At 71.9% G+C, this 26,111-nt stretch carries 21 protein-coding genes and 2 pseudogenes; 16 read left to right on the top strand and 7 right to left on the bottom strand.

Annotated features, from left to right (window positions below; all coding sequences use genetic code 11):
* Nucleotides 1-112: 112 nt before the first annotated feature.
* The gene (locus AB0B58_RS09350) at nt 113-934 is read left to right on the top strand and encodes a sugar phosphate isomerase/epimerase (RefSeq protein ID WP_360220182.1); all 822 of its coding nucleotides are present in this window, start codon (nt 113-115) and stop codon (nt 932-934) included.
* On the opposite strand, the gene AB0B58_RS09345 is transcribed toward AB0B58_RS09350, so the two are convergent.
* Entirely contained in the window at nt 921-1,457 is a 537-nt protein-coding gene (locus AB0B58_RS09345) for a CGNR zinc finger domain-containing protein (RefSeq protein ID WP_360220179.1), read from the bottom strand. The genes AB0B58_RS09350 and AB0B58_RS09345 overlap by 14 nt on opposite strands.
* Before the next feature lie 78 nt (nt 1,458-1,535).
* Between AB0B58_RS09345 and AB0B58_RS09340 the strand changes: the two genes are divergently transcribed.
* The 5 genes from AB0B58_RS09340 (at nt 1,536) to AB0B58_RS09320 (ending at nt 5,401) form a co-directional block, all read left to right on the top strand.
* Complete coding sequence (locus AB0B58_RS09340) at nt 1,536-2,456, top strand: proline dehydrogenase family protein (protein WP_360220176.1); 921 nt, start codon at nt 1,536-1,538, stop codon at nt 2,454-2,456.
* A gap of 188 nt (nt 2,457-2,644) precedes the next feature.
* The gene (locus tag AB0B58_RS09335; RefSeq protein WP_125803603.1) at nt 2,645-2,857 is read left to right on the top strand and encodes a helix-turn-helix domain-containing protein; all 213 of its coding nucleotides are present in this window, start codon (nt 2,645-2,647) and stop codon (nt 2,855-2,857) included.
* Nucleotides 2,858-3,032: 175 nt separating this feature from the next.
* On the top strand, nt 3,033-3,134 hold the full coding sequence (locus AB0B58_RS09330) for a 30S ribosomal protein bS22 (protein WP_007465623.1): 102 nt from the start codon (nt 3,033-3,035) through the stop codon (nt 3,132-3,134).
* Between the two features lie 69 nt (nt 3,135-3,203).
* On the top strand, nt 3,204-4,292 hold the full coding sequence (locus AB0B58_RS09325) for an NAD-dependent epimerase/dehydratase family protein (protein WP_360220172.1): 1,089 nt from the start codon (nt 3,204-3,206) through the stop codon (nt 4,290-4,292).
* Nucleotides 4,289-5,401, top strand: a complete 1,113-nt coding sequence (locus tag AB0B58_RS09320; protein ID WP_360220169.1) for a lysophospholipid acyltransferase family protein — start codon at nt 4,289-4,291, stop codon at nt 5,399-5,401. The genes AB0B58_RS09325 and AB0B58_RS09320 overlap by 4 nt, the downstream gene beginning before the upstream one ends.
* Before the next feature lie 366 nt (nt 5,402-5,767).
* On the opposite strand, the pseudogene AB0B58_RS09315 reads toward AB0B58_RS09320, so the two are convergent.
* Both AB0B58_RS09315 and AB0B58_RS09310 read right to left on the bottom strand, forming a co-directional pair.
* Nucleotides 5,768-6,610, bottom strand: a pseudogene (locus AB0B58_RS09315) (DUF5667 domain-containing protein); the annotation flags it as partial.
* Between the two features lie 181 nt (nt 6,611-6,791).
* On the bottom strand, nt 6,792-7,646 hold the full coding sequence (locus AB0B58_RS09310) for an ECF subfamily RNA polymerase sigma factor, BldN family (protein ID WP_360220906.1): 855 nt from the start codon (nt 7,644-7,646) through the stop codon (nt 6,792-6,794).
* A gap of 401 nt (nt 7,647-8,047) precedes the next feature.
* Between AB0B58_RS09310 and AB0B58_RS09305 the strand changes: the two genes are divergently transcribed.
* The 8 genes from AB0B58_RS09305 (at nt 8,048) to hemB (ending at nt 16,349) form a co-directional block, all read left to right on the top strand.
* Complete coding sequence (locus tag AB0B58_RS09305; protein ID WP_360220166.1) at nt 8,048-9,553, top strand: AMP-binding protein; 1,506 nt, start codon at nt 8,048-8,050, stop codon at nt 9,551-9,553.
* Nucleotides 9,550-9,798, top strand: coding sequence for a glutaredoxin family protein (locus tag AB0B58_RS09300; protein ID WP_360220163.1), 249 nt, complete (start codon nt 9,550-9,552; stop codon nt 9,796-9,798). The genes AB0B58_RS09305 and AB0B58_RS09300 overlap by 4 nt, the downstream gene beginning before the upstream one ends.
* 9 nt (nt 9,799-9,807) lie before the next feature.
* Entirely contained in the window at nt 9,808-10,449 is a 642-nt protein-coding gene (locus tag AB0B58_RS09295; RefSeq protein WP_360220160.1) for an HAD hydrolase-like protein, read from the top strand.
* Between the two features lie 258 nt (nt 10,450-10,707).
* Nucleotides 10,708-11,448, top strand: a complete 741-nt coding sequence (locus AB0B58_RS09290; RefSeq protein WP_360220156.1) for a redox-sensing transcriptional repressor Rex — start codon at nt 10,708-10,710, stop codon at nt 11,446-11,448.
* Entirely contained in the window at nt 11,445-12,740 is a 1,296-nt protein-coding gene (locus tag AB0B58_RS09285) for a glutamyl-tRNA reductase (RefSeq protein ID WP_360220153.1), read from the top strand. Before AB0B58_RS09290 ends, AB0B58_RS09285 begins: the two co-directional genes overlap by 4 nt.
* Complete coding sequence (hemC, locus tag AB0B58_RS09280) at nt 12,737-13,666, top strand: hydroxymethylbilane synthase (protein ID WP_360220150.1); 930 nt, start codon at nt 12,737-12,739, stop codon at nt 13,664-13,666. Before AB0B58_RS09285 ends, hemC begins: the two co-directional genes overlap by 4 nt.
* Nucleotides 13,663-15,249 carry a uroporphyrinogen-III synthase gene (locus AB0B58_RS09275; RefSeq protein WP_360220147.1) on the top strand — a complete coding sequence of 529 codons (1,587 nt, stop codon included), beginning with the start codon at nt 13,663-13,665 and terminating at the stop codon, nt 15,247-15,249. The genes hemC and AB0B58_RS09275 overlap by 4 nt, the downstream gene beginning before the upstream one ends.
* Nucleotides 15,250-15,359: 110 nt before the next feature.
* The gene (gene hemB / locus AB0B58_RS09270; protein ID WP_360220144.1) at nt 15,360-16,349 is read left to right on the top strand and encodes a porphobilinogen synthase; all 990 of its coding nucleotides are present in this window, start codon (nt 15,360-15,362) and stop codon (nt 16,347-16,349) included.
* Between the two features lie 40 nt (nt 16,350-16,389).
* Here the strand turns inward: hemB and AB0B58_RS09265 are convergent.
* The 3 genes and pseudogenes from AB0B58_RS09265 to AB0B58_RS09255 all read right to left on the bottom strand — a co-directional run.
* A pseudogene (locus AB0B58_RS09265) lies at nt 16,390-18,720 on the bottom strand (endonuclease); the annotation flags it as partial.
* Nucleotides 18,721-18,863: 143 nt separating this feature from the next.
* The gene (locus AB0B58_RS09260; protein WP_360220141.1) at nt 18,864-19,886 is read right to left on the bottom strand and encodes a GNAT family N-acetyltransferase; all 1,023 of its coding nucleotides are present in this window, start codon (nt 19,884-19,886) and stop codon (nt 18,864-18,866) included.
* Nucleotides 19,887-19,967: 81 nt separating this feature from the next.
* Nucleotides 19,968-21,533, bottom strand: coding sequence for a murein transglycosylase (locus AB0B58_RS09255; RefSeq protein ID WP_360220138.1), 1,566 nt, complete (start codon nt 21,531-21,533; stop codon nt 19,968-19,970).
* A 119-nt stretch (nt 21,534-21,652) separates the two neighbouring features.
* Between AB0B58_RS09255 and AB0B58_RS09250 the strand changes: the two genes are divergently transcribed.
* Together AB0B58_RS09250 and AB0B58_RS09245 are read left to right on the top strand one after the other, a co-directional pair.
* The gene (locus AB0B58_RS09250; protein WP_360220135.1) at nt 21,653-21,868 is read left to right on the top strand and encodes a zinc ribbon domain-containing protein; all 216 of its coding nucleotides are present in this window, start codon (nt 21,653-21,655) and stop codon (nt 21,866-21,868) included.
* 554 nt (nt 21,869-22,422) lie between these two features.
* Nucleotides 22,423-25,329: an adenylate/guanylate cyclase domain-containing protein gene (locus AB0B58_RS09245; RefSeq protein ID WP_360220132.1), complete on the top strand. Its 2,907-nt coding sequence runs from the start codon at nt 22,423-22,425 to the stop codon at nt 25,327-25,329.
* A 58-nt stretch (nt 25,330-25,387) separates the two neighbouring features.
* Here the strand turns inward: AB0B58_RS09245 and AB0B58_RS09240 are convergent, their stop codons facing one another.
* Nucleotides 25,388-25,894 (bottom strand): phospholipase, encoded by a 507-nt coding sequence (locus tag AB0B58_RS09240; protein WP_360220129.1) that lies wholly within the window; start codon nt 25,892-25,894, stop codon nt 25,388-25,390.
* Nucleotides 25,895-26,111 lie beyond the last annotated feature (217 nt).

Raw genomic sequence — 26,111 nt, 5'->3', positions numbered from 1 at the left:
CTGCGACAGCGTACGCGCGTGGGTGACTACGTCCGCCCCGGCCGCCTGGTTTGCCACTGTTTACACCGACGGAGGACCTGGCAGGTGTGCTCGGCGGGTCTACCCTTGACCGGTGGCCTTCCGTGTCCCCGTTCTCCTGTCCAGTTCCTCCGTCTTCCCCGAGCCGACCGCCGCGGCATTCGAGATGGCGGCGACGCTGGGCTACGACGGTGTCGAGGTCATGGTCTGGACCGACGCCGTCAGCCAGGACGCGGGCGCCTTGAAGGGTCTCGCCGCCCACTACGGCGTGCCGGTCCTCTCCGTGCACGCGCCCTGCCTGCTGGTGACCCAGCGGGTGTGGAGCCCGGATCCCTGGGAGCGGCTCAACCGCGCGGCCGGGCTGGCCGAGACGCTGGGCGCGCCGACCGTTGTCGTGCACCCGCCCTTCACCTGGCAGCGCGACTACGCCCGCAACTTCGCCGCCGGCCTGGCGAAGGTGCAGGTCCGGCACCCGGACACGAACTTCGCGATCGAGAACATGTACCCGGTGCGGATGGCGGGGCGGAACTTCGTCCCGTACGTGCCGGGCTGGGATCCGACCGAGGCCGGCTACGACGCCTACACGCTCGACCTGTCGCACGCCGCAGCCTCGCGGACGGATTCGCTGGTCATGGCGGACCGGATGGGCCCGGGCCTCAAGCACGTCCACCTGGGCGACGGCACCGGCGAGGGCCGCGACGAGCACCTGGTGCCGGGGCGGGGCAACCAGCCCTGCGCCGAGCTGCTGCGCTCGCTGGAGGGCCGGGGCTTCCGGGGCTCGGTGGCGCTGGAGGTCTCCACCCGCAAGGTGACCAGCCGCGCGGTCCGCGAGGCGGACCTGCGGGAGTCGCTCGCCTTCGCCCGGCACCACCTGGCGCCGGCCGCGTCCTCGACCCCGGCGGCTACGCGGGGGTGAGGGTCGCGGCGCGCTTGCGGGCGCGGTGCGCCGCCACGTGTGAGCGGGTCGCGCAGCGCTCGGAGCAGAAGCGCCGGCAGTTGTTGGACGACGTGTCGAGATAGACGTTGCCGCAGCGCTCGTCGGCGCAGATGCCGAAGCGGGCGCTGCCGTACTCGCACAGCCAGACCGACAGGCCCCAGACGGCGCCGGCCAGGTATTCCGAGCTCACGGACGCGCCGCGGCTGGTGACGTGCATGTGCCAGTCGGAGGCGTCGTGCCCCGAGATGCGCGGCTGCACCGGGTACGCCTCGAGGAGGGCGTTCAGCTCGGTGACGGCCTCGGTGTCGCGGCCCGTGGTGCCGTACTCGAAGATGTCGCGCAGCCGGCGCTGTGCGCGGCGGAAGGACCCGAGGTCCTTCTCTGCGACCTCGTCGCGCATCCAGGCAAGATCCTCGCGGAACAGGGATCTGAGCCCGTCGAGGTCGCCGAGCCCGGCGTTGACGAGCTCGACCGCCGTACGCGCGTACGCATCGAAGTTCACCCGATAACCGTAGCCTCACCTCGGGCGACTACACAGCTCCGCGGCGACTGGCGCGGCCACGAACGATACGCTCGGTCCATGCTCCGTTCCGTCATTCTCGCCGCCGCCGGGTCGTCCCGGATGGAGCGGCTCGTCTCCACCGCCCCGGTCACCAAGGGCATCGTCCGCCGGTTCGTGGCCGGCGACGGCGTCGACGACGCCCTGCGCACGAGCCGCGAGCTCGCCGACGACGGCCTCGCGATCAGCCTGGACTACCTGGGCGAGGACACCCTCACGGCGGAGCAGGCGACCGCCACCCGCGATCAGTACCTGACTCTGCTCGGCCGGCTGAAGTCCGCGGGCCTCACCCCGGCGGCCGAGGTCAGCGTGAAGCTGTCCGCGCTCGGGCAGAAGGTCGACGACCGGATGGCCTACGACTACGCGCAGGAGATCTGCGTCGCGGCCGCCGACGCCGGCACCACGGTCACGCTGGACGCCGAGGACCACACCACCACGGACTCGACGCTGGAGATCCTCGCCGAGCTGCGCAAGGACCACCCGGCGACGGGGGCGGTGCTGCAGGCCTACCTGCGCCGGACCGAGGGGGACTGCCGCGAGCTGGCCACCGCGGGGTCGCGGGTGCGGCTCTGCAAGGGCGCCTACGCCGAGCCCGAGTCGGTGGCGTTCCAGTCGGCGCTCGACGTCGACAAGGCCTACGTGCGCTGCCTCAACATCCTGATGTCCGGCAACGGCTACCCGATGATCGCGACGCACGACCCGCGGCTGATCGCCATCGCCGAGGACCGGGCGCGCTGGTTCGACCGCTCGTCCGACGAGTTCGAGTTCCAGATGCTCTTCGGCACCCGCCCGGAGGAGCAGGCCCGGCTCGCCGCCGTCGGCCACACCGTGCGCGTCTACGTCCCGTACGGCGACCAGTGGTACGGCTACATGATGCGCCGCCTGGCCGAGCGCCCGGCAAATGTGGCGTTCTTCGGTAAAGCCCTCGTTAGTAGGAAGTAAGTCATCTTTCGGGGTAAAACGCGCCTCATGTGGCGTGTCGGCTTGACTTTTTGTGGTTATTTCACGGAACGCATCGCCTTGGTCACAGCAGTCTCGATACCGTACTGATGACACGCGCGCCCGCCCGCCGCGGCGCAAGGCCTGACCGGCCGCGGCGGAGGCGCCTGCGAAAGGATCGGTGCGAGGAGATGACGGGTCCAGCCCAAGCCGAGGAGCGCCTCGCGGAGGTGCGCTTCCTGACCGTGGCCGAGGTCGCCGCGCTCATGCGGGTTTCCAAGATGACCGTCTACCGGCTCGTCCACGGCGGTGAACTCAGCGCCGTGCGGGTCGGCCGCTCGTTCCGCGTGCCGGAGCACGCCGTCCACACATACCTGCGCGGAGCGTTCAGCCAAACCGCGTGACCCCGGGGCCGTGTTGGTCCTGGGTCCGCCGGGCCGCTACGCTGGAGCGGTTCGCCCCCTGACATCTGCGTGCGTCCAATCGGCGCCAGTGCGGGGCGAGCCGCCGTCAAGCTCGGTCGGGTGTGCCTGCGGGTGCGCAGGGACCGGCCCCACATGGTTTCGAGAGGCATTTCGTATGGGCTCCGTGGTCAAGAAGCGTCGCAAGCGTATGGCGAAGAAGAAGCACCGTAAGCTGCTGCGCAAGACCCGCGTCCAGCGTCGCCGTCTCGGCAAGTGATGACCGGCCGGGCATGACACCCGGCCCGCTCACCTGCCTCCAGCACCGCCGCATGCGAAAGGCGCGCCCGTGGTGACGTCTCTGCCCGCGGCCCCGCCGAGGGTCGTCGTGGTCACCGGGGTGAGTCGTTTCCTCGGTGCCCGCGTCGCGTCCCGGCTCGCCGCGGACCCCCGCATCGAACGTGTCATCGGCCTGGATCCGCACGAACCGTCGCCGGCCCTGTCGGGCCTGCTGGCGGACGTCGAGCTGATCCAGGCCGACGCGCGCGCCTCGGCGAGCGTCCTCGCCGAGCTGGGCGCCGAGGCGATCGTGCATCTGGCGGTCACCAGCGCGCCCGATCCGCACAGCGGCGGGCGCATGGCGATGAAGGAACAGAACGTCATCGGCACGATGCAGCTGCTCGCCGGCGCGCAGGGCGCCGGGCGGCTGCGCAAGCTGGTGGTGCGCTCCTCCACGGCCGCGTACGGCGCCTCGTTCCGTGACCCGGCCGTGTTCACCGAGGACACCGAGCCCCGGGCCGTGCCGCGCGGGTCGTTCGCCCGCGACATCCTCGACATCGAGGGCTACGTGCGCGGCTTCCGCCGCCGGCGTCCCGAGATCGGCGCCACCGTGCTGCGGTTCGCGCCGTTCATCAGCTCGACCGCCGAGACCTCGCTGACCCGCTACTTCGCACAGCCGCTGGTACCGACCGTGCTGGGCCGCGACGCCCGGCTGCAGTTCGTGCACGTCGACGACGCGCTGGAGATCCTGCACCGCTCGGTGGTCGAGGACCACCCGGGCACCTTCAACGTGGCCGGCGACGGCGTCCTCTCGCTCTCCCAGGCCGTGCGCCGGGCCGGCCGGATCTCGCTGCCGCTGCCCGAGGGCACGCTCTCGTCGTTCGCCGCGGTCGCACGCAACGTCGGCGTCGGCCAGATCGGACTGGACCAGATCGACCTGTTCGTGCACGGCCGGGTGGTCGACACGAGCCGCCTGGTCAAGGAGTTCGGGTTCACGCCGCGCACCACCGCGGCCGCCTTCGACGACTTCATCAACGGTCACCGCAACGGCGCGTCGTTGAGCGCCGACCGGCTGGCCGCCGCCGAGCGGGCCATCCTCGACGGCATCCGCCGGGTCCGGGCCGCGGCGACGCAGGACCAGGAGCACGTGCAGTCATGACACAGGACGAGTTTCATGCGGCGCTGCCCGGGCACACCGACTTCGAGCTGCCGGTCGCCGTACCGGCGAAGCGGTTGAACGGGCGGCGGCCCGGCCGGCGGCCCGCCCGCGCCGCGGTCGAGGGACCGCCGGCCCCGGAGCTGACCGGGCCGGACGCCACAGAGCCGACCGAACCGGACGCCACCGAGCTGCCCGCGGCGGACGCGACGCCGGAACTGCCCGCGGCGGACGCGACGCCGGAACTGCCGGCGGCGCCCGCCGGCGTGGTCGACGTCTGGGACCAGCGGGTGGCGAGCGGGCTCGCCTTCCTCCGGCGGCGCCTGGCCGGCGCCTACGACATCGACGACTTCGGTTTCGATCCCGAGCTCACCGACGCCGTCTTCCACCCGATGCTCAAAGTGCTCTACCGGGACTGGTTCCGCACCGAGGTCTTCGGCATCGAGAACGTCCCGGACCTCGACGGCGGGCTCGTCGTCGGAAATCACTCCGGCACGGTGGCGCTCGACGCGCTCATGCTCACGGTCGCCCTGCGCGACCAGCACCCGCGGGACCGGCATCTGCGGCTGCTCGGCGCCGACCTGGTGTTCCGCATGCCGGTGCTGTCCGAACTGGCCCGTAAGGCCGGCGCGACGGTGGCCTGCAACCCGGACGCCGAGCGGTTGATGCGCGAGGGCGAGCTGGTCGGCGTCTTCCCCGAAGGCTTCAAGGGCATCGGTAAACGCTATTCGGAGCGTTACAAGCTGCAGCGCTTCGGCCGGGGCGGCTTCGTCTCCGCGGCGCTGCGCACCGGCACCCCGATCATCCCGGTCGCCATCGTCGGCGCCGAGGAGATCTATCCGATCATCGCCGACCTCAAGCCGCTGGCCCGGCTGCTCGGCATGCCGTACTTCCCGGTGACGCCGACGTTCCCGTGGCTCGGGCCGCTCGGCCTGGTCCCGCTGCCCAGCAAGTGGCTCATCGAGTTCTGCCCGCCGATCCCGACCGCGCACCTCACCGAGCACGCGGACGATCCGATGGTCGTCTACAACCTCGCCGACGAGGTGCGCGAGACGATTCAGGCAACGATTCATTCCCTTTTGGAGAAGCGCCCGGACCCGTTCGGCCGCTAACCTGAAAAGCGAGGGGCGGCCCGGACTCCTGCAGTCCGACACCGCCCCTCGCCACGTGGCGCCCGATCAGCTTCCGAAGATCCCACCCAGGATGCCGCCGAGCAGGCCCTTGTCCTCTTCGGCCGGTGTGTTGTCCGTGCCGTCCGAGTTCAGCGGCGCCGGCAGGATCGACGGGTCCGCCGACGGGTCGAGGTTCCGGGAACCGGGCGCGCCGCCGGTGGCCGGGTCGGCCGTGGGGCTGCCGCTGGTCCGCGGCTTGGCCTTCTTGCCCTTGTCGCCGCTGCCGGTCGTCGCCTCCTTCTGACCGTGCCCCTGGCTACCGGGGGACGTGGAGGTCGCGGCGCCGGTCGCGCACTCACGCAGCTTCGGCCCGATGGCGTCGCTGCCGGACTGCGTCACCGTGTCGCACCTGAGCCCGGCGCGCAGGTTCTCGGCGCGCTCGTGCACGGAGTCGAGCAGGCCCAGCGACGCCAGCGCCCGCTCGCGGTTGCCCGCGTCGAGCCGCTCCAGCCTCGGGGTGAGTACCCGGCGCTGGCTGTCGACGAAGGTGTCGACGGAGTTCAGCGGAGTCCTGTCCTTGCGGGCCACCGCCGCCGACGTGAGCAGCTTGACGCCCTGCCGGGTGTCGTTGTCCATGTCGTCGAGGACGCCGCCGAAGCCCGGGTCGTCGCCCTCCATCGCGGCCGCCTCGGCGAGCCGGTTGCGGGCGAACGTCAGCGACAGCTGACCCCGGGTGACGTCCGAGCCGGCCATGGCCAGCTGTGCGCGCTCGGTCGAACGCTTGACGCCGTACAGGGCATCGCCCGGTGCGGCGTTCTCGCTCGCGGCGGAGATTCCGGAGACGGCCATGGCACCGGCGGCGACGCCGATGACGATCGCGCCGCGGGCGCGGATCCGGCGGCCGAACAGTTTCCGGACCGGTTCGGCACTCTTCTGCCACTCGGCCTGTTCCTGCGCGGTGGCGGTTGCGGTCGCCCCGATGCCGTCCCGTTCGGCAGTGGCCACGAGCATCGCTCGCAGCCCCGTCCGGAACTCGAGATCCACCTGGACCCCGGACCGTGCCGCGGAAAGGCTATGCCCGATGGCGACCAGCTCGGCGAGTTGCTCGTCAGCCTGGCCTCGGGTGTGGTGGCGGAGGCCGCCGTTGGTCTCGTCGAGAAGCTCCGCGAAGCGCTCGGCGCTCCGGCGATCGAAGATATTGAAGCTCACCGTGTGCACCTCCCCTCGCTCGTGACTGAATCGTCGGCGATCTCGCCGACGGTCGCGACGGAACCGGTGGGCCGGAAGCCCACCACTGGTCGCACCCGGACAAACGCACGACCGGCGGGAGCGGTTACGGGTACCAACAGGCCGCTGGGGCCCGCAGAGATCGACATCGGATGAATTGCCGTCACCACTGGAACCCGTCGGGGAGCAGCCGGGCGAGTGCCCGGACGGCCCGGTACTGGAGGGCCTTGATCGCGCCCTCGTTCTTGCCCATGGTCTGCGCGGTCTCGGCCACCGAGAAGCCCTGCAGGAAGCGCAGCACGATGCACTCCTGCTGCTCCGGGTTGAGCTGCTTGACCGCGGTGAGCAGCGCCACGTTGGTGATGTGGTCGACGACGGCGGCCTCGGGGCTGCCCTCGGGCCCGCGGTCCTCGCGGTCGGCGTCGAGCACGTCTCCGGTGGTCACCTCGAGCCGGTAGCGGCCCGACTTGAAGTGGTCGGCGACCAGGTTGCGGGCGATGGTGACCAGCCAGGCGCCGAGGTCACGGCCCTGCCAGGTGAAGCTGCCGATGCGCTTGAGCGCGCGCAGGAAGGTGTCGGAGGTGAGGTCCTCGGCGAGCTGCCGGTTGCCGACCCGGAAGTAGACGAAGCGGAAGACCGTGTCGACGTACCGGTCGTAGATCAGGCCGAAGGCGGCGGACTCGCCGGCCTGGGCCCGCTCGACCAGCGCCCACACCTCGGCGGCCGCGTCGCCGGGGTCCGGCCGCGCCGGATACTTGGGTGGCTCGGACTCGCTGGGCGGGCCGGTCGTGCTCTGCGTCGGTACGACGACGGTGGCGTCAGCCTCGGGCGCGCCCCGCCGGTCCGGTCCGGCCTGCTGCGGCGCCTGCGGGCGTCCGGGTACGGCGACCCGCCCGCTGCCCGGTTTCGCGTTTCCGGTGGGCGGCAGGAGCCGGCTCGGAGACTCGTTGATGTGCGGCCGGTTCCGGGTCCGCTTGGGTCCGTCGCTGCGGATCGCGTACGCGATCGTGCCGTCGATGCCCCTCCGGAGGGCGCTCAGGCCCTCCGTGAGCGCGAGGCGCGCCGCGAACACGTCGCGGCTGTACGGATCGCCGGCGTACACATGACTCACTGCGCCTCCTTGACCCGGCGGGCCGTCGATGAGGGGTTCTGAAAACCGCTCCACAACAAAAGGGGGTGGGGCGGCCCGCGCATGGCAGGTCAACCTCACCCACGGATGTGGACTCCGTTACACAGACCGGAAGTATTGCGGAGATCGAACACGCGGAGTCGCACAACGTGTGCGCTGCGCGAAAATATCCCGAACTGGCACAGAAATCGCATCAAGAACATCTGTCACGATGTAGGACAGGCCGGTGGGGGCCCGGACATGGTGTCCGGCGACCCGATCGAGTGCCTCGTATGCCAGACTCAGGCGTCGTGGAGAACAGTGCTCGGGACCCGGTCCGCACATCCGCGCAACATCGACCTGACGCACCGGCGTTGATAGCCGGCGAATCCGTAATCACCTGGTCTGAGCTGGACGAACGCGTCGAGGCCGCCGCGGGCCGTCTCGCCGTCGGCGCCGCGCCCGGCGATCGCGTCGCGCTGGTACTCGGCAACACGGTCGATTTCGCCGTCGTCTATTTCGCGGTCCTGCGGGCCGGACTCGTCGCGGTTCCGCTCAATCCCGGCTACACGGCCGACGAACTGACCTTCGCGCTGACGGACTGCGGCGCCGTTCGGGTGGTGGCCGAGGACGCGGTGCTGGGCCGGCTGCGGTTGTCCGACGCTCTGGCCGTACCGGTGGCGTCGCTGCAATCCGGGGAGCGGGCCGCGCCGCACCCGGTCGCCGGGGACGACCTGGCGGTCCTGCTCTACACCTCGGGGACGAGCGGGCGGCCGAAGGGCGCGATGCTCACCCACCGTGCGCTCGCCGCCAATCACGACCAGTTGGCGCGGATCGAGCCGCCGGTGCTCGGCGGCGATGACGTGGTGCTGCTGGCGATCCCGTTCTTCCACGCATACGGGCTCAACACCGGCCTCGGCGCGATCGCTCACCACGGCGCCTGCGGGGTGCTGGTGGATCGCTTCGACGCGGAGGCGACGCTCGAACTTATCGCGAAACACCAGGTCACGGCCGTGGTCGGGGTGCCATCCATGTACTCGGCGTGGTCCGTCGTGCCGACCGCGCGCGAGGCCCTGTCGACCGTGCGCACGGCGGTGTGCGGCGCGGCGCCGTTCGAGCCGGCCGACGCGGCGCGCTTCACGGACGCGACCGGCAGGACCGTCATGATCGGGTACGGCCTCACCGAGGCGGCGCCGGTGCTCACCACGACCGCGGTCAGCGACCGGGAGAAGGTCGGCTCGATCGGCCGCCCGCTGCCGGGGGTCTCCCTGCTGCTGCGCACCGCGGACGGCGCCGTGCTGTGGAGCGACGGCGACGTCGCGGCCGAATCCTCCGACGAGCTGGACCTGGATCTTGAGGTGAGCGGCGGCACCGATCCCGGCGAGATCGTGGTGCGCGGCGACAACCTCTTCTCCGGGTACTGGCCGGACGGGCGCGACGGTCCGGACGCCGACGGCTGGTGGGGCACCGGCGACATCGCGTACGCGGACGCCGACGGCGACCTGGTGCTGGTCGACCGCATCGGCGAGCTGATCCTGGTCAACGGCTTCAACGTCTACCCCGCCGAGATCGAGCGGGTCCTCGGCTCGCACCCCGGCGTCTCCGAGGCGGCCGTGATCGCCGTACCCGACAGCCTCACCGGGCAGGCGCCGTACGCCTATGTCGTGCCCGCCCTCGACCCCCCGCCGACCCCGGCCGAGCTGCAGGTCTACTGCGCGGGTCAGCTCGCCCGGTTCAAGCTGCCGACCGGGATCGAACTGGTGCCGGAGCTGCCGCACTCGGCGATCGGCAAGGTACGCAAGGGAGCCCTGCGATGACCCGGATCACCCTGATCAGCCGGGACGGCTGCCACCTCTGTGAGGTCGCGGAGCAGACCCTGGACCGGATCGCTCCCGGTCAGTGGACCCGGGTGGAGGTCACCGAGTCGATCGAGCTGGAGCGCGACTACGGCGACCGGGTGCCGGTGGTGCTGCTCGACGGCCGGGAGCACGGCTACTGGCGGGTCGAGGAAGATCGTCTGCTGCGAGATCTCGGTAGACCCGAGGGGGCACCTCACCTGTAACCTCGCGCCGTGGCTCGCACTCATCTTGTCTGGGACTGGAACGGCACGCTGCTCGACGATCTCTCGCTGGTGGTCTCGTCGACCAACCACACGTTCGCGGCCGTCGGCGGCCGCAGCGTCGACTCCGACGAGCACCGGCGGCGGTTCCGCCGGCCGGTCGCCGAGTTCTACGCGGAGATTCTCGAGCGGGCCGTCGACGCCGAGGAGTTCGAGGAGCTCGACCGGATCTTCCACGAGGCCTACCGGGTCGGGCTGACCACGATCTCGCTGGCGGCGGACGCCGAGGCCGCGATCAGGGCCTGGCCGGGCGGTCAGTCGCTGCTCTCCATGTGGTTCCACGACGAGCTGGTCCCGGCCGTGCAGACGTACGGCCTGGCCGGCATGTTCACCCGCATCGACGGGCGGCCGACCGAGGTCGACGGCGGGCTCAAGGCCGGCCACCTGGCCCGGCACCTCGCCGAGCAGCAGGTGCCCGGCGACCAGGTGGTGCTGATCGGCGACTCGCTCGACGACGCGGAGGCCGCCGAGTCGGTCGGCGGGGTGTGCGTGCTCTACACCGGCGGGTTCACCGACCCGTCGCGGCTGCGCGCCAGCGGCCGGCCGGTTGCCGACACCCTGCTCGAGGCGGTGCGGATCGCCCGGACGCTGTGATGCTCGTCGTCGGCAATACGACCTCGCTGGCACACCGGGGCGGTAACTGGTAATACTCGACAGGAGTCGACGGCGATAGCATGCCGACTCGATCTTTGTCCAGTTCTCCAGCCAAGATCGCGATTTGTGCACGCCTTCACAAGCGCCTATTCTGTGACTCCGACGAGCCCCGCTATCACAGCCGGTCCACGCAGGCGCCACCGGTACCGGACCTGCAGCAGGGCTCACCGTAGGTCCGCCTCGTCGGCACGGAGTCAGATGAGTCAGCAGCGTCACGGAAGCACGCCGGGTAATACCGGTGCAGTTCCCGCCTTCCCGGATCTTCCCGAGGCGACGATCGCGCGGCTACCGGAATACCTGCGCGCTCTGCACAACCTCGCGGAGTCCGGTTCCGAGACGGTGTCCAGCGAGGGCCTCGCCGCCGCGGCGGGCGTCAACTCGGCCAAACTCCGCAAGGACCTCTCCCACCTCGGGTCTTACGGCACCCGCGGCGTCGGCTACGACGTCGCGCTGCTGATCGACCAGATCGAGTACATCCTCGGGCTGGACCAGCGCCGCGCGGTCGCGCTGGTCGGCGTCGGTAACCTCGGCCACGCGCTGGCCGGCTACGACGGGTTCGCCAGCCGCGGCTTCCGCATAGTGGCCCTGTTCGACTCCGACGCCGAACAGGTCGGCAAGCCGCTGGGCGGCCTGACCGTGCGGCACATAGACGAGCTGGGCCGGGCGGTCGTCGAGGAGGGCATCACCATCGGCGTGATCGCCACCCCCGCGGGTGCGGCACAGGCCGTCGCGGACGATCTGGTCGCCGCGGGCGTCACCAGCATCCTGAACTTCGCGCCCTGCGTGCTGTCCGTGCCCCCGGGTGTCGACGTGCGTAAGGTTGATCTGGCCATCGAGCTGCAGATCCTGTCGTTCCACGAGCACCGCAAGGCGTCACTCACGGCGATACCCGGCGGCCGTTCGGCGCAGCCGGGAAACCAGGAGGCGGTCGGCTCGTGAACCTGCTCAGCGTCGGCGCGTCCTACCGGACCGCCGGGGTCGACATCCTGGAACGCCTCACCATCGCCGGAAGCGACATCCCGGCCGTTCTCCAGAAACTGGTCGCCCAGCCATACATCGGCGAGGCCGTCGTCCTCTCCACCTGCAACCGGGTCGAGGTCTACGCGGCCGTCACCGGCTTCCACGGAGGCCTCGGCGACGTCTGCAACGTGCTCGCCGAGCACTCCGGCATCGGGGCCAACGACCTCGCCGCCCACCTCTACGTGCACTTCGACGAGGCGGCCGTGCGCCACTCGTTCCGGGTCACCGCCGGGCTCGACTCGATGGTCGTCGGCGAGGCGCAGATCCTTGGGCAGCTGCGAGACGCCTATCACGCCGCGACCGAGTCCGACTCCGCCGGCCGGCTGCTGCACGAGCTCATGCAGCAGGCGCTGCGGGTCGGCAAGCGGGCGCACGCCGAGACCGGCATCGACCGGGCCGGGCAGAGCGTCGTCACCGCCGCGCTCGAGGTGGCCTCCGCCACTTTCGACGGCGAGCTCGCCGGGCGTACCGGCCTGGTGGTCGGCGCCGGGGCGATGGGCGCGCTGTCGGTGGCCACCCTGACCCGATCGGGTGTCGGGCCGCTGCAGATCACCAACCGCGGCGCCGCCCGGGCCGAGCGCCTCGCCGAGGCGTACGGCGCCAAGGCCGTGCCGTTCGCCGCCCTGGACGCGGCGATCGCCGCGGCCGACATCGTCGTCTGCGCGACCGCGTCCACCGAGCCGGTGCTGACCGCGCCCGCCCTCGTCGGCCGGGAGAAGCCGCTGGTCGTGCTCGACCTGGCGGTGCCGCGGGACGTGGCGCCCGAGGTCGCCGACCTGCCGAACGTCACCGTCGTCGACATCGACGGCCTGGCCACGAGCCGGCGCACCCTGCCGGCGGCCGCCGAGACCGCCGCTGTCGAGCAGATCGTCGCGGCCGAGGTCGACCACTTCATGGCCTGGCTGCGCGGCGCCGAGATCGCGCCGACCGTCGCCGCCCTGCGGACCCGGGCCGACGAGGTGGTCAGCGGCGAGCTGCGCAAGCTCTCCGCCCGCCGGCCGGAATTCACGGAGGAGCAGCGGGCCGATGTTTCCCGTACCCTGCACCGGGTCGTCCAGCAGCTGCTGCACTCGCCGACCGTGCGGGTCCGGCAGCTCGCGGCCGAGCCCGGCGGCGACCAGTACGCGGCGCTGCTGCGTGAGTTGTTCGACCTAGACGTGCCGCACGCCACACAGGCTGACGCCGTACCCGAGATCGGAGGACAAGAGTGAACGCCACACTCCGCCTCGGCACCCGTGGCAGCGCGCTCGCGCTCGCTCAGTCCCAGCTCGTCGCCGACGCGCTGACCGCGGCCACCGGCCGCCCGGTCGAGCTGGTCCGGATCGTCACCGCCGGCGACCGCTCCGCCGCGCCGGTCGCCCAGCTCGGTGTCGGGGTCTTCGTCTCCGCGCTGCGCGACGCCCTGATCTCGAACGAGATCGACTTCGCGGTCCACTCGTACAAGGACCTGCCGACGCACCCGCACCCGGGTCTGCACATCGCGGCGGTCCCGCAGCGCGAGGACCCGCGCGACGCGCTCATCGCCCGCGACGGCCTGACCCTCACCGAGCTGCCGGCGGGCTCCGCGATCGGTACGGGCGCGGTGCGCCGAATCGCGCAACTGCATGCCTTGGGCCTACAGTTGCAGGTCACGCCTATCCGCGGCAACGTCGACAGCCGCATCGCGAGGGTGCTCGGCCCCGAGGCCGACCTCGACGCGGTCGTCCTGGCGCGGGCCGGCGTGGCGCGTCTCGGCCGTGCCGCCGAGATCACGGAGACGTTGGACCCGATGCTCATGCTGCCCGCGCCCGCACAGGGTGCGCTGGCGATCGAGTGCCGATCCGACGACGCAGATCTGGTCGAGCTGCTGGCCGCACTCGACCATGCACCGTCCCGCGCCGCCGTCACGGCGGAACGGGCGATGCTCGCCACGCTCGAGGCCGGTTGCTCCGCGCCGGTCGCGGCACACGCCGAACTCGCCGAAGGCGAGCAAGGCGATGAGATCTACCTGCGCGGTGCGGTGATCAGCCCGGACGGGGCTCGAGCTGTCCGGCTGTCGCGCACCGGAACGCCCGCCGACGCGGCGGAGATCGGAAAGGCGCTTGCCGCCGATCTCCTCGACGCCGGCGCCGACACCCTGATGGGGAGCACAGAATGACCACCCGCACCGCCCGTAAGTCCGCAGGGCGCATCGCGTTCGTCGGCGCCGGACCCGGCGACCCGGGTCTGCTGACCCGCCGGGCGCACGACACCCTCGCCGAGGCCGATCAGGTCATCTACGACCGCGGCGTGCCCGAATCGCTGCTCGCGGCCATCCGGGCGGAGGCCAAGGACGACACCCAGTTCAGCCCGGCCGAGGGCGCACCCGGCGACGTCGCCAAGGTGCTGCTCTCCGCGGCCAAGTCCGGCCTGTCCGCCGTGCACCTGGTCGCCGGCGACCCGTTCGGTCACGAGGCCGTGGTCAAGGAGGTCCAGGCCGTGGCCCGGACCGCCGTGCACTTCGAGGTCGTGCCCGGGCTCGGCCAGGCCGAGGGCGTCGCCACCTACGCCGGCGTGCCGCTGCCCGGCGTACGCACCGCCGCCGACATCGACGACGTGGCCGGCCTGGACTTCGACGCGCTCGCCGCGGCCGCGGTCAAGGGCTCGTTCGCCGTCGCCGTCGACGCCGGTGACCTCGCCGCCGTCCGCGACGGCCTGCTGGCCGCGGGCATCGAGCCCGGCACGCCGGTCGGCGTGACCGGCGACGGCACCGGTGAGACCCAGTACACGACCACCTCGTCGGTGGACAGCTTCGTCGCCGCGGCGCTCGGCTTCACCGGCCGGGTGGTGCTCACCGTCGGCGCGGAGGTCGCCCAGCGCGACAAGCTGAGCTGGTGGGAGAACCGCCCGCTGTACGGCTGGAAGGTGCTCGTACCGCGCACCAAGGAGCAGGCGGGTGCGATGAGCGCCCGGCTGCGGGCGTACGGGGCCATCCCGTGCGAGGTGCCGACGATCGCCGTCGAGCCGCCGCGCACCCCGGCGCAGATGGAGCGGGCCGTCAAGGGCCTGGTCGACGGCCGGTACGCCTGGGTCGTCTTCACCTCGGTCAACGCGGTCCGCGCGGTCTGGGAGAAGTTCGCCGAGCACGGCCTGGACGCCCGGCACTTCGGCGGCGTCAAGATCGCCTGTATCGGCGAGGCCACGGCCGGCGCCGTCCGCGCGTTCGGCATTCAGCCCGAGCTGATCCCCGCCGGCGACCAGTCGAGCGAGGGCCTGCTGGCGGAGTTCTCCCCGCACGACGAGATCCTCGACCCGGTCGGCCGGGTGCTGCTGCCGCGCGCCGACATCGCCACCGAGACGCTGGCCGCGGGCCTCATCGAGCGTGGCTGGGAGGTGGACGACGTCACCGCGTACCGGACGGTCCGCGCGGCGCCGCCGCCGGCAGACATCCGCGACGCGATCAAGTCCGGTGGCTTCGACGCGGTGCTCTTCACCTCGTCGTCCACGGTCCGCAACCTGGTCGGCATCGCCGGCAAGCCGCACGCCCGCACGGTCGTCGCGGTGATCGGGCCGAAGACCGCCGAGACGGCGACGGAGTTCGGCCTGCGCGTCGACGTCCAGCCGCAGCACGCGTCGGTCGGCGACCTGGTCGAGGCGCTGGCGTCGTACGCGGTCGAGCTTCGCGAGAAGCTCGCCGCGATGCCGGCCAAGCAGCGCCGCGGTTCCAAGGTCCAGGGCCCGACCGCCCTGCGCTTCCGCTGACGATCCGGACCGGGCCGGCCATCGCGGCCGGCCCCGGTCACGCCGGGACCGGTTGACCGACCGGTCCGGTCCCGCCGGCTCACGCGGCCGGCCTGGCTGAGGGAGTTGGCATGTCGTTCCCCGACGTGCGTCCGCGGCGCCTGCGCCGCACGGCCGCCATGCGGCGGCTGGTCGAGGAGACCAGGGTCGCGCCGGCCGAGCTGGTGCTGCCGCTGTTCCTCAAGGAGGGCCTGACCGAGCCCCGCGCGATCAGCTCGCTGCCGGGCGTCGTGCAGCACTCCCGCGAGTCGCTGCGCAAGGCCGCGCACGAGGCGGTCAGCGCGGGCGTCGGCGGCCTGATGCTCTTCGGCGTGCCCGACAGCGCCGGCAAGGACGAGACCGGCTCCGGCGGCATCGACCCGGACGGCATCCTGAACGTCGGCCTCCGCGACCTGATCGCCGAGGTCGGCGACTCGACCGTGATCATGGGCGATCTGTGCCTGGACGAGTTCACCTCGCACGGGCACTGCGGCGTCCTGGCCGCCGACGGGACCGTCGACAACGACGCCACCCTCGAGCTCTACGGTCAGATGGCCGTCGCGCAGGCCGAGGCCGGAGCGCACGTCGTCGGCCCCTCCGGGATGATGGACGGCCAGATCGGCGTGATCCGCAAGGCCCTCGACAACGCCGGCCACCAGGACGTCACCGTGCTCGCGTACGCGGCCAAGTACGCGGGCGCCTTCTACGGCCCGTTCCGCGAGGCCGTCGAGTCGACCCTGCAGGGCGACCGCCGCACCTACCAGCAGAGCCCCGGCAACGTCCGCGAGGCGCTGCGCGAGGTCGAGCTGGACGTGGCCGAGGGCGCCGACATCGTCATGGTGAAGCCCGCCCTGCCGTATCTGGACGTGATCGCCGCCGTCCGCGACCGCGTCGACGTCCCGGTCGCCGCCTACCAGGTCTCCGGCGAGTACGCGATGGTCGAGGCGGCAGCGGCGAACGGGTGGCTGGACCGCCAGGGTGTGATGCTGGAGACGCTGACCTCGATCAAGCGGGCCGGCGCGCAGATCATCCTCACCTACTGGGCGATCGAGGCCGCCCAGCTGCTGCGCGAGCGCTACTGAAGAAGGGGGCCCCGAGGGGCCCCCTTCTCCGTGTTCCCGATCAGTCGTCGTTCTTGATGGTCCCGGTCGCCGAGGCGTCGGTCAGACGCAGACCCTCCAGGCCCGCGATCGCGAGCGTGAACCTCTCGTCCGACTCCTTCCACTTGTCGCCGCGCACCTGCACCGAGAAGACCGCGCCGGTCGCGCCCGCGGCGATGACCTTGCAACCCAGGTACGGCTCGAAGTCGATCACCGGCAGCGCCGTGCCCGGCAGCGCGGTCGCGCAGACGGTCATCGGCCGGCTCAAGGGCCGGGACAGCGTCACCGGGAAGGCCAGCGACGTGGTGCCGCGATCGCCCTCGACGACGCTCGCGTCCGCAACCTTCAGCGCCGCCCGGGAACGGAAACGGGCGATCTGCGGGTCGTGGTCGCTGGAGCCCTTCGAACCGTTCGCCTCGTCGGCGGCGGCCCAGTCGGCGTTGATGTGCGCGGCGCGCATCTCGATCAGGTCGCCGTAGAGCGCGTCGTTCACGAAGAGGTTGTCCAGCGTCTGCGCCGAGCCGTCGAAGACGTACGAGTACGCCGACGAGGGCGCGTCCGCCACCAGGTCGTCCCAGAGGTTGTGCAGGCCGGCCCGGTACAGCGGGCCGAGCTGGTCACCCGGGTTCGCCGGAACCGGGTCGTCCGGCCGCGGGAACACGTTCAGGTCGCCGCCGTACGCGATCCGCGCGTGCGCGTGGCCGCCCTCGATCGCCGCGGCGATCGCGGCGCCGTACGCGGCCTGCTCGGTGCGCTGCCCGATCCGGCCGTCCGGACCCGACGAGTAGTGGTTGCTGATCGCCCAGAGCTGGAAGTGCTCGGACGACTCCGGCCCGGCCTTGACGTCGAAGAGCGCCACCTGCGGCGCCCGGGTGAAGACGTTCGAGCCGTCGACGCCGGTGGACCGGTCCACGTCCGCCGGCAGCACCGCGTTGAGCGTCTTGGGGTTGGACACGTCGGCGTTGCCCGCCAGCGGGGTGCCCCGGTATTCCACCCGCGGTGCCGAGCCCAGGACCGGGTCGCCCGCGTCCGCCGCGGCCAGCGACAGCCGGTCGGTGCGGTAGAGGAACCCCGCGGTGATGCCCCGGGCGTCGGCGCCGCTGCGGTCGTAGGCGGCCGCGTAAGCCGGGCCGCCGCTGCCCGCGATCGTCAGGGCGAGCTCCTGCAGGGTGTCCGGCTGCCCGTCCGCGTTGTTGGTGTCGCCGCAGGCCAGCGCGCTGCCGGAGACCGTGCAGACGTCCTGGTCCTCGGCCTCCTGCGCGAGGATCACGTCGGGCGAGTGCATGCTGTTGACGATCTGGTCGGCCAGGTTGCCGAGCTTCTCCCGGTACTCCGTCTCGGTCGCCGGCACGTAGTCGAACGGCGGGCTGACGCCGGGGCAGCCCGAGTTGCCGGTGAAGTCGCAGCCGTCGAACGGGTCGTCGCGGTAGTCGTAGAGGTTCTCCACGTTGTAGGTGGAGACGGCGAACTCGGTGTTGCGGGCGGCCGCCCTCGGCGGGCTGTTGCGCGACGGGTCGGCGCCCGGCGTGAACTCGGCGGTCGCCGGCTGGATCCCGTACTTGTTGAAGGCGTAGTAGAGGCCGCCCACGGCGTCGGCGGAGAGCACGTCGAAGGTCTTGGCCGGCGGCAGCATCGCGCCGTTGTCGCCGGCGGTCGCCTTGACGCCCATCGAACCGAGCAGGATGCGGTCGCCGTTGCCGTCGTCGACGGTGCCCGGCTTGTTGTCCAGCGGGTGTGCGTCGCGGAACACGCGGCGGGCGTACGGGTCGGCGCGGGCGAGCAGCGGGTCGTCCCGGTCGACCACCCAGGTCTCGGCGTCGGCGGTGCCGCTGAAGACGTTGCGGCCCGAGACGGCCCCGGAGCCGGCGCGAACCTTCAGCTGCATGCCCTCGTGGCGCTCCCAGAAGCGCTCGGCGGCGCCCAGGTCGGCGGGCGGTGCCGCGTCGTCGACCTGCACCTCGCTCATCGGCACGTCCGAGGCCAGCTCGGTGACCAGGGAGGCGCCGGAGAGCTGGGTCATGGAGAAGTACTCGGAGACCCGGGCGCGCACGACGATCTCGTCGCCGACCGTCGGCACGTAGCCGCCGATCAGGGACGTGAAGGTGCCCATGAAGACGAAGATGCCGTCGGAGCTCGTCGGGTCGCCGTCCTCGGTGCCCTTGCGGCTCTGCAGGAAGAAGCCGTTCTGGTCGGCGCCGGCCGCCGTCCGGGCCAGGGTGCGCTGGGTGACGACCCCGCGCACCTCGTAAAGGGTGCTGCTGGTGCCGTTGCCGGACGCGTTCGCGAGCGGCGAGCGATCCGTCCGCGGGTTCTCCGCGTTGGTCGTGGTGCCCTGTATTGCGCCGACCGTGAGCGGGTCGGCGGCGGCCCGGGCGACACCCGGTATGAGTAGCGCCGTCACCATCGGGACAGCGATTAACGGCAATATGCGGTGGTAACGCACGGAGCCTCCACAGCGGAGCTTATTAGGGGGTACGCCGACCCTAAAGCCCCAGGTCAGTCCGTGGGTTCCAGTCTCTGTACCAGTTGCGCAACGTCGGCGCCGTATTCATACCAATCTCGGTCGGACTGGAAGCCCAATTCGGCGTTGACCTTCAGCATCGACTCGTTGTGCTGCGCGTTCCAGGTCTGCACCTCGCGCAGCCCGGGCTCCGCCGCGCGCAGTTCGAAGAGCATCCGGGCCTTGATCGCCCGGTCTATGCCGTAGCCGCGATGCTCCCGGACGACGATGGTGTCGTACTGGTCGGCGCGCTCCGGGTGCTGCGCGGGCACGACCACCTCGGTCAGCCCGGCGACCGTCCCGGTCGCCTCGTGGAGCGCCAGCACGATGTACGGCTTCAGCCCGCGCCGGTGCAGCGTGTCGAGGCTGTCCTTCAGGCGCTGCGGGTCGGACGAGCTCGGCCGCAGGTCGAGGTCGCTGTCGTCGCCGTCCTGGCCCTCCAGCTTGGCTTGCGCGTAGGCCTCGACCAGCTCGGCCGGCGGGCCGCCGGGGTGGTATTCGATCCGGTAGCCGGGGCTGATTCCGCCGGCCATGGTGCCGAGGGCGTTCCAGTCCACCCTGGACAGGTTCAGAACGCTGCGGGTCTCCACATACTCCCGCTCGAAGCCCATCGACGTGTAGAACGCGATGGCCGGGGTGTCGCCGATCGCCTCGACCCCGATGGACGAGAAGCCCTCCAGATAGGCCCGCCGGGCGGCGACAGCGAGTAGTTGCTGGCCGAGCCCGCGGCGGCGCAGATCGGGGTGGACCAGCACCTCGAGCACGCCGATGTCGCCGAGCAGCAGGATGCTGACGTGGCCGAAGATGGCGCTCTCGCCCTCGGCGAGCCGGTCGTCCTCGGCGACCCAGCTGATCCGGCGCTCGCCCGGCATGGTCTCCGCCAGATAGTCGACGACCTGCACGTCCTGCCACGGTGGATCGTCGGGGAGATCCGCGGCCAGCACCGCGTTCAGCGTCTCCACGAGCGACCGGATCTCCCCCGCCGACGCGGCCCGGGGATCCCACTCACGCACCCTCACCCGTACAGCTTGCCGGTATCTGGACCTTCAGGGAAGTGCCGGGCGGTCAAATGTACGCGACTCGTCACTGTGGGTTGTTGTTCATACCCGGCTGCGTTGCCCGTAATCGTTGGCGGCATCGAACACCTTCTGCGCATAGGGCCGGACGGCGTTGTAGGACAGAATGGCGTCCCACCAGGCGTCCGGCTTGGACAGGTCGCGTCCGCCCTGGCACAGATACCTGGCCGCGGCGAGCGATGCGTCGTCGATGTCGTTGGGATCGGAGATTCCGTTGTTGTCGGCATCGACACCATTGCCGGCGGAGATCGCGGTCCAGGTCTGCGGGATGAACTGCAACGGGCCCATCGCCCGGTCGAACTGCGCGTCCCCGTCGAGGGCGCCCTGATCGGAGTCCCGGATGAGCTGCCGGCCGCCCTTGCCGTCCAGCGGCAGGCCGAAGATGGCGGGGGCGACGGAGCCGTCGACGCTGAGCACGGCGCCGTTGGCGCTGCCGTGCGAGGACTCGACCTTCGCGATCGCGGCGATGGTGGTCCAGGTCAGGTGGCAGGTCGGGGTGGCGCGGGCGACGACCAGCTCGGCGTAGCCGTATGCCTGCGCGGCGACGACCGGGATGCCGGCCCGGGTGCCGGCCTGCTGTGCCCAGGCCGACAGCGCGTCGGCGGGCCGCGCGTTGCCGAGGCCGGCGACGGTCGGCGGGGCGCCCGGCAGGGTGCCGCCGACGACGGGCGCGGAGACGGAACCGGGCAGCCCGGGAACTCCGCTGATGCTGGGCGCGACCACGGGACCCGCGGAGGCGCCGGCGTCCTGGCCGAAGCCCGGGGTCACGCTCGGGGTCGGCACGGCCTGCAGAGCCTGGGGTACGAGGTAGGCGCCGGCCGTCCCGGCGGCGCCGAGCAGCAGGGCGGCGATGACCGCGGGGAGGATGAGGCGGCCGCTGGGGCGCTTGGCCCAGGCGGAGGTGCTGCGGGCGGTGTTCCGGGCGACCCGGACGGGATTGGCGGCCCGGAGGACCCGGGTGGTCCGGCCCTTCGAGGCGGCGGCGACGGCCGCGGCGGTAGGCGCCGCCTTCTCGCCGGCGCCGTCCTTGCCGTCATTCTCCTGGCCGGATTTCTCCTGGCCGGGCTCCGGGCTGGTCTTCTCTTGGCCGGATTTCTCTTGGCCGGGCTCCGGGCTGGTCTTCTCCTGGCCGGACTCGGGGCTGGTCTTTTCCGGGCTGCTCTTGTCCTCGCCGCTACTCGCGGTGCCTCCGGCCGTCTCGCCGGCGCTCGGCTCGGCGGCGGTCGCCTCGCCCTTGGTGCCCTTGCCTGCCGCTTCCTTACCCGCGGTCTTCGCCAGGCGGGTGTCAGGGGCCTCGGCGTCGCTCACCGGCGTCGTGGTGTCCGTGGCAGGGTTCGGGGTCCGATCGTCGCCCGACGCGTCCCCGGTTGCCGCAGGCGGGGCGTCGCTCGCCTGCTCCGGCTCGCCGACCGCAGGGGAGTCCGACGCGGGCGCGGACCCGGTGGTCTTCGCCGCCCGATCGTCGCTGCCGTCGGTCGCGGAGGGCTCGTCCGCGGGCGCCGCGCCGGAGCTGCCGAGGGGCCCGTCGAGATGCGGCGCCGGGGGCCGCTGCCCACGCCGCGCCGAGGGTGTCTCCTGCCCGTCCGCCACGCGGACGAGAATACCGGGCGGCGGCCAGGTGTCGTTCCATGGACCTTGTCCGATGCCTGTGGGTCACAACGGGGGAGCCAGGGCGGCAAAGTGTCATACCCAGGCCATACGCTGTGTGTATGCCGCGTTATGACTACCGCTGCCGCGCGTGCGGCGACACCTTCGAGATGAACCGGCCGATGGCCGAGTCCGGCGCACCGGCGACCTGCCCGCGGGGGCACGCCGAGACGGTCAAGCTGCTGACGACGGTCGCGGTCACCGGACGTGGCGGCGCTGCGTCGGCCCCGGCCGCGGGCGGCGGCGGAGGCTGCTGCGGCGGCTCCTGCGGCTGCTGAATCGCCGGCCGGCAGCGCCCACCTCGCCGCCCGGCCTCACACCTCATCCTCTGCCCGCTCTCACCGGACCGATCGCCCACTCCATCGCGATCGGTCACCGGAGGCACCCTTCCGGTAGAGAAATCCGGACATTGGCGCCGCCGCCGACGAACTCGGCGCGCGATCGTCGTGGAGATCCGACCGTTCGGCCGGTATCAGGATCGTCCGGTATCAGAGCGAAGGGCTTGAGGATCTCTTGTTCCGTCGAGTATGGGTGGTTCATTGACGTAACGCTGTGGTGATCTACGGGTGACCTGCTGGAGTCGCACAACGTGACTCTTGCGGGGACATCCGAACGGATCGGCGGAACTGACCGGCCGCAGCGCAACTCGAACGTGAACCGCGTCGTTACGTCACGCGTAGTGCCGTGCGTGAACGTCGATGACCAGGCCGTGGGTCGCCCTTGAGGGATTGGCCGTGGCGGACGGGTGGTTACCGACCGTTCCTACGATGTGCCGTGTGAATGCGGTGCGCAGCACGAAGCGCGACTTCCCAAGGGGGCGGAGGTTCTTACCGTGTCGGGACGGACCGAGCTGCCGAGTGGGCTGGTGACCTTCATGTTTACGGACATCGAGGGCTCCACGAGGCTCGCCCGGATGCTTGGCGAAGGCTATGGCAGCGTGCTGAACGCGCATCGAGACGTGGTGCGCGCAGCGCTGAGCAATTACGCCGGCGTCGAGCTTTTCACGGAGGGTGATTCCTTCTTCGTTGCTTTTCGCGACGCGGGGGCCGCCGTTGCGGCGTGCGTCGCTGCGCAGCGTGCACTGGCCGCGTACCCGTGGCCGAGCGCGGACGCGGTTCCCCGCGTACGCATGGGTCTGCACACCGGCTGGGCCACGCCGATCGGCGACGAGTACGCGAGCGCCGAGGTCCACCGCGCCGCCCGGGTGGCCTCCGCGGCACACGGCGGCCAGGTCCTCTGCTCGGAGGCGACGGCCTCCGCCGTTTCCGGCCCCTCGCCGGAGCCGGGTCCGAGCGCCGCCTCCGGCCAGGGCGAACACGTCCTGGCGGGCGCCGCGCCGGTGTCCGGCCGCGCGGCCACCCGCTCGGCCGCGGCCACCCGCACCTCGGTGTCCGGCTGCGCGATCGCCACCCGCGAGTACGCCGCCGCGGCGGCCGTACGCACCTCGGTGGCCGCCCGCGCGACCGCGGCCCGCGATCCGCGTGCCTCGGCGGTCCCGGCCCGCGGTCCCGGTTCCGCGGAGGGGTCCGCCCTCGACTGGGCCGGGCGCGGCACGGTGGCCGGGCGGGTCGCGCAGATCGTGACCGCCAGGCGCACCGAGACCATCGACCTGCTGGACCTCGGACCCTTCCGGCTGCGCGGGTTCGACGACGCCGAGCGGCTGTTCCAGCTCGCCGCCGCCGGCCTGGAGCGCAGTTTTCCGCGCCCCCGCACCCCATGCGCTCCCGCGCACAACCTGCCGGCCCCGCTCACCCCGTTCGTCGGGCGGCATCCGGAGCTCAGCGAGCTGCGCGATCTCGTCGGCCGGCACCGCCTCGTCACCGTCGCCGGTCCGGGTGGCGCCGGCAAGACCCGGCTGGCACACGCCGCCGCCGAGGAGCTGCTCACCGCGTACCCGGACGGGGTCTGGGTGGTGGATCTCGCGGAGGACGGGCCCGAGGCGGCGCTGGCCGCCGCCATGGGTGTCCGGCCCGAGCCCGCCCGGCCGGTGCTCGACACGATCATCGAGCGCTGTGGCGGCGGCCGCATGCTCGTCGTCCTCGAGACCTGTGAGGCCCGGCATCCGGCCGCCCGGGACCTGGTGCAGCGCCTGCTCGCCGGCTGCCGGCGGCTGGACGTGCTGGCCACCTCGCGAGTTCCGCTCGGCGTACCAGGTGAGCTGGTCTGGCGGATACCGCCGCTCGCCCCCGCCGACGCCTTCGCCCTGCTCACCGCGCGGGCCGAGGCCGCGCGCGGTGGCCGTCCCGGTCCGGACGGCGAGGCCGCCGACCTGGCCCGGGTCGCCTCGAAGCTGGACGGCGCGCCGCTCGCCATCGAGCTCGCCGCGGACCGGCTTCGCCTGCTCTCGCCGGCGCAGCTCGCCGCCCGCCTCGACGATCCCATCGCGGCGCTGGACGCCGGGCGGCTCGGCACCGGGCGGCACGCGAGCCTGACCGGCAACCTGGACTGGTCCTACCGCGGCCTGAGCGACTCCGCCGCCGGGCTGCTGCGGCGGCTGGCCGTCTTCGCCGGCCCGGTCGAGCTCGGCACCGTCGAGTGGTCCGGCGAGGATGCGTTCGGCGCGCTCTCCGAGCTTGCCGACTGTTCGCTGATCGAGGTCGTCGCCGGGCCGCGGTACCGGATGTCCGAGCAGGTCCGGGCGTACGCGACCCGCCGGCTCGTCGCGGCGGGGGAGGAACCCGCCGCGCGGGACCGGCACGTCGCCTGGTCGCTGCACACTTTGGAGAGCGTCGCCGTCGACACCGACGGGCAGCCGCGGACCGTGTCGCTCACCGAACTCGCGCCCTATGTCGACGAGTGGCAGGCGGCGTTGCGCTGGTCCGCGACCGGCGGCAGCGTCCGGGCCGGGCTGCGGCTCGCCGGGGCGCTCGACCCCTGGTGGCGTGAGCACGGCGGGGCGCGGGCCGGCCGGGATCTGCTCTTCCGGCTGTACGGGCGCACCGGTTGCGAGCACGTCGCTCCGGCCGAGTTGGCCAACGCGTACCTCGTCCATGCCGGACTCGCCGACGACCCGGAGGAGCGGATTCGCTTCCTGGACCGGGCCGAGGCCGTCGCCCGCGAGACCGATCAGCCCGCCCTGCTCGTGCGCGCGCTGGCCGGCCACCGGATCTCGCTGGTCGGGGCCGGACGGCTGGCCGAGGCCGAGCGGGTCTGCCGTGACGTCATCGCCCTGGCGGAGCGGACCGGCGTGCCGGGCGCCGCGCTGCCCTCGGTCGTGGCGCTCGCCGAGTTGCTCTGGCGGCGTGACGCGGTCGACGAGGCGGCCGAGCTGCTCGGCGGTGCCCGCCAGCTCGAGGCGGGGCGGCCGCAGGACCGCGGCAGCCGTACCGTCGACTGGCTGCTCGGCATGGTGGCCCTGCGCCGCGGTGATCTGGTCGCCGCGCACGACCACCTGGTCGTCGCACTGCGATCGCGGCTACGGCACGGATTCCGGGGCGCGGCCGCGGCCGCCGTCGCCGCCATCGCGGTCCGCTGCGCGGTCGGTGGCGATCCCACCACCGCGACAATCCTCTTCGGGGGTGCCGAGTCGGTGCGCGGCGCGCGGCGGGCCACCCAGTTCGGTGCCTTCTGGTCGGCGCAGCAGGCGGCGCTGCGCCGGAGGCTCGGCGACGCCGCCTTCGACGTGGCCTACGCCGAAGGCGCGGACAACGGATTCGCCCGGGCGGTCGCGACGGCCCTCGCCGTCGAACACCCCGACCTCGAGGACGGCTCGGCCCGCTTCGCGCACACCCTGGGCTGACGAGGGCGGGCCCCGGAGGTGGATCCGGGGCCCGCCGGCAACCTGTCGATCGTGGGAGCTACTTGTCGATCAATGCCCGGGCGCGGTCGATGTCGGACGGGTTGACGGCCTCGAGCGATCCGAAGACGCTCACGGCCTGGTAGTACGTCCATGCGAGGCTCAGGCACGCGGGCCGCACGACCGAGCTGTACGTCGCACACTTGCGCTTCAGGTCGGCGTAGAACATGTTGTCCAGCCGGGCCTTGTTGGCGGCGAAGGCGCCGATGTCCTTGTAGTTGCGGTACCCGAAGTCGTGGTGCCAGCACGACAGTTGGAAGTCGAAGCCCAGCGGGTTGTCCGGGCTGGACGAGCAGTAGTCGGTGGACCAGTCGAAGCCGTAGCTCGCCCACGGTGAGCGGTTGAGCCGGGCGCTGTTCCAGGAGTCGGTGCTGGCTGCGGTGGTCTGCGTCCATCGGGACAGGACGGAGGCCTTGCTCTCCGTTGCCGCGGTGGCTGCGGCGGAGGGTGTGAGGAGGGCGACAGCTGAGATCAGGACGACGAGGAAACGGCGGACGAACCGATTCATCAAAACCTCCAGCGGTAGGCCGCCAGTGTTCGAGCCCAAGGTTTCGGCATACAAGCAGGTCGATGGACTTTTCCTTAACGATGACTCAAGTTACTAATGAGTATTCCGTAACAGGTCTGTCATGTGATGTTCTAAAGAGCGCTGTGGTTTGGGGCCGCTATGGTGTGAACGTGCAGACGGCCGTCCAGTGATTCGACTACCGCTGGTCCGACAGGGA

It is taken from the genome of Actinoplanes sp. NPDC049118 (assembly GCF_040648555.1).
In the GTDB taxonomy this organism is placed as follows: Bacteria; Actinomycetota; Actinomycetes; order Mycobacteriales; family Micromonosporaceae; genus Actinoplanes.
The sequence above is the reverse complement of the archived record's forward strand: the minus strand, read 5'-3'. Positions and strand labels throughout refer to the sequence as shown.

Coding starts and splice junctions, on each gene's coding strand:
- AB0B58_RS09340 (WP_360220176.1), top strand. CDS start 1,536: ATGCTCCGTTCCGTCATTCTCGCCGCCGCCGGGTCGTCCCGGATGGAG.
- AB0B58_RS09335 (WP_125803603.1), top strand. CDS start 2,645: ATGACGGGTCCAGCCCAAGCCGAGGAGCGCCTCGCGGAGGTGCGCTTC.
- AB0B58_RS09330 (WP_007465623.1), top strand. CDS start 3,033: ATGGGCTCCGTGGTCAAGAAGCGTCGCAAGCGTATGGCGAAGAAGAAG.
- AB0B58_RS09320 (WP_360220169.1), top strand. CDS start 4,289: ATGACACAGGACGAGTTTCATGCGGCGCTGCCCGGGCACACCGACTTC.
- AB0B58_RS09300 (WP_360220163.1), top strand. CDS start 9,550: ATGACCCGGATCACCCTGATCAGCCGGGACGGCTGCCACCTCTGTGAG.
- AB0B58_RS09290 (WP_360220156.1), top strand. CDS start 10,708: ATGAGTCAGCAGCGTCACGGAAGCACGCCGGGTAATACCGGTGCAGTT.
- AB0B58_RS09275 (WP_360220147.1), top strand. CDS start 13,663: ATGACCACCCGCACCGCCCGTAAGTCCGCAGGGCGCATCGCGTTCGTC.
- hemB (WP_360220144.1), top strand. CDS start 15,360: ATGTCGTTCCCCGACGTGCGTCCGCGGCGCCTGCGCCGCACGGCCGCC.
- AB0B58_RS09250 (WP_360220135.1), top strand. CDS start 21,653: ATGCCGCGTTATGACTACCGCTGCCGCGCGTGCGGCGACACCTTCGAG.
- AB0B58_RS09240 (WP_360220129.1), bottom strand. CDS start 25,894: ATGAATCGGTTCGTCCGCCGTTTCCTCGTCGTCCTGATCTCAGCTGTC.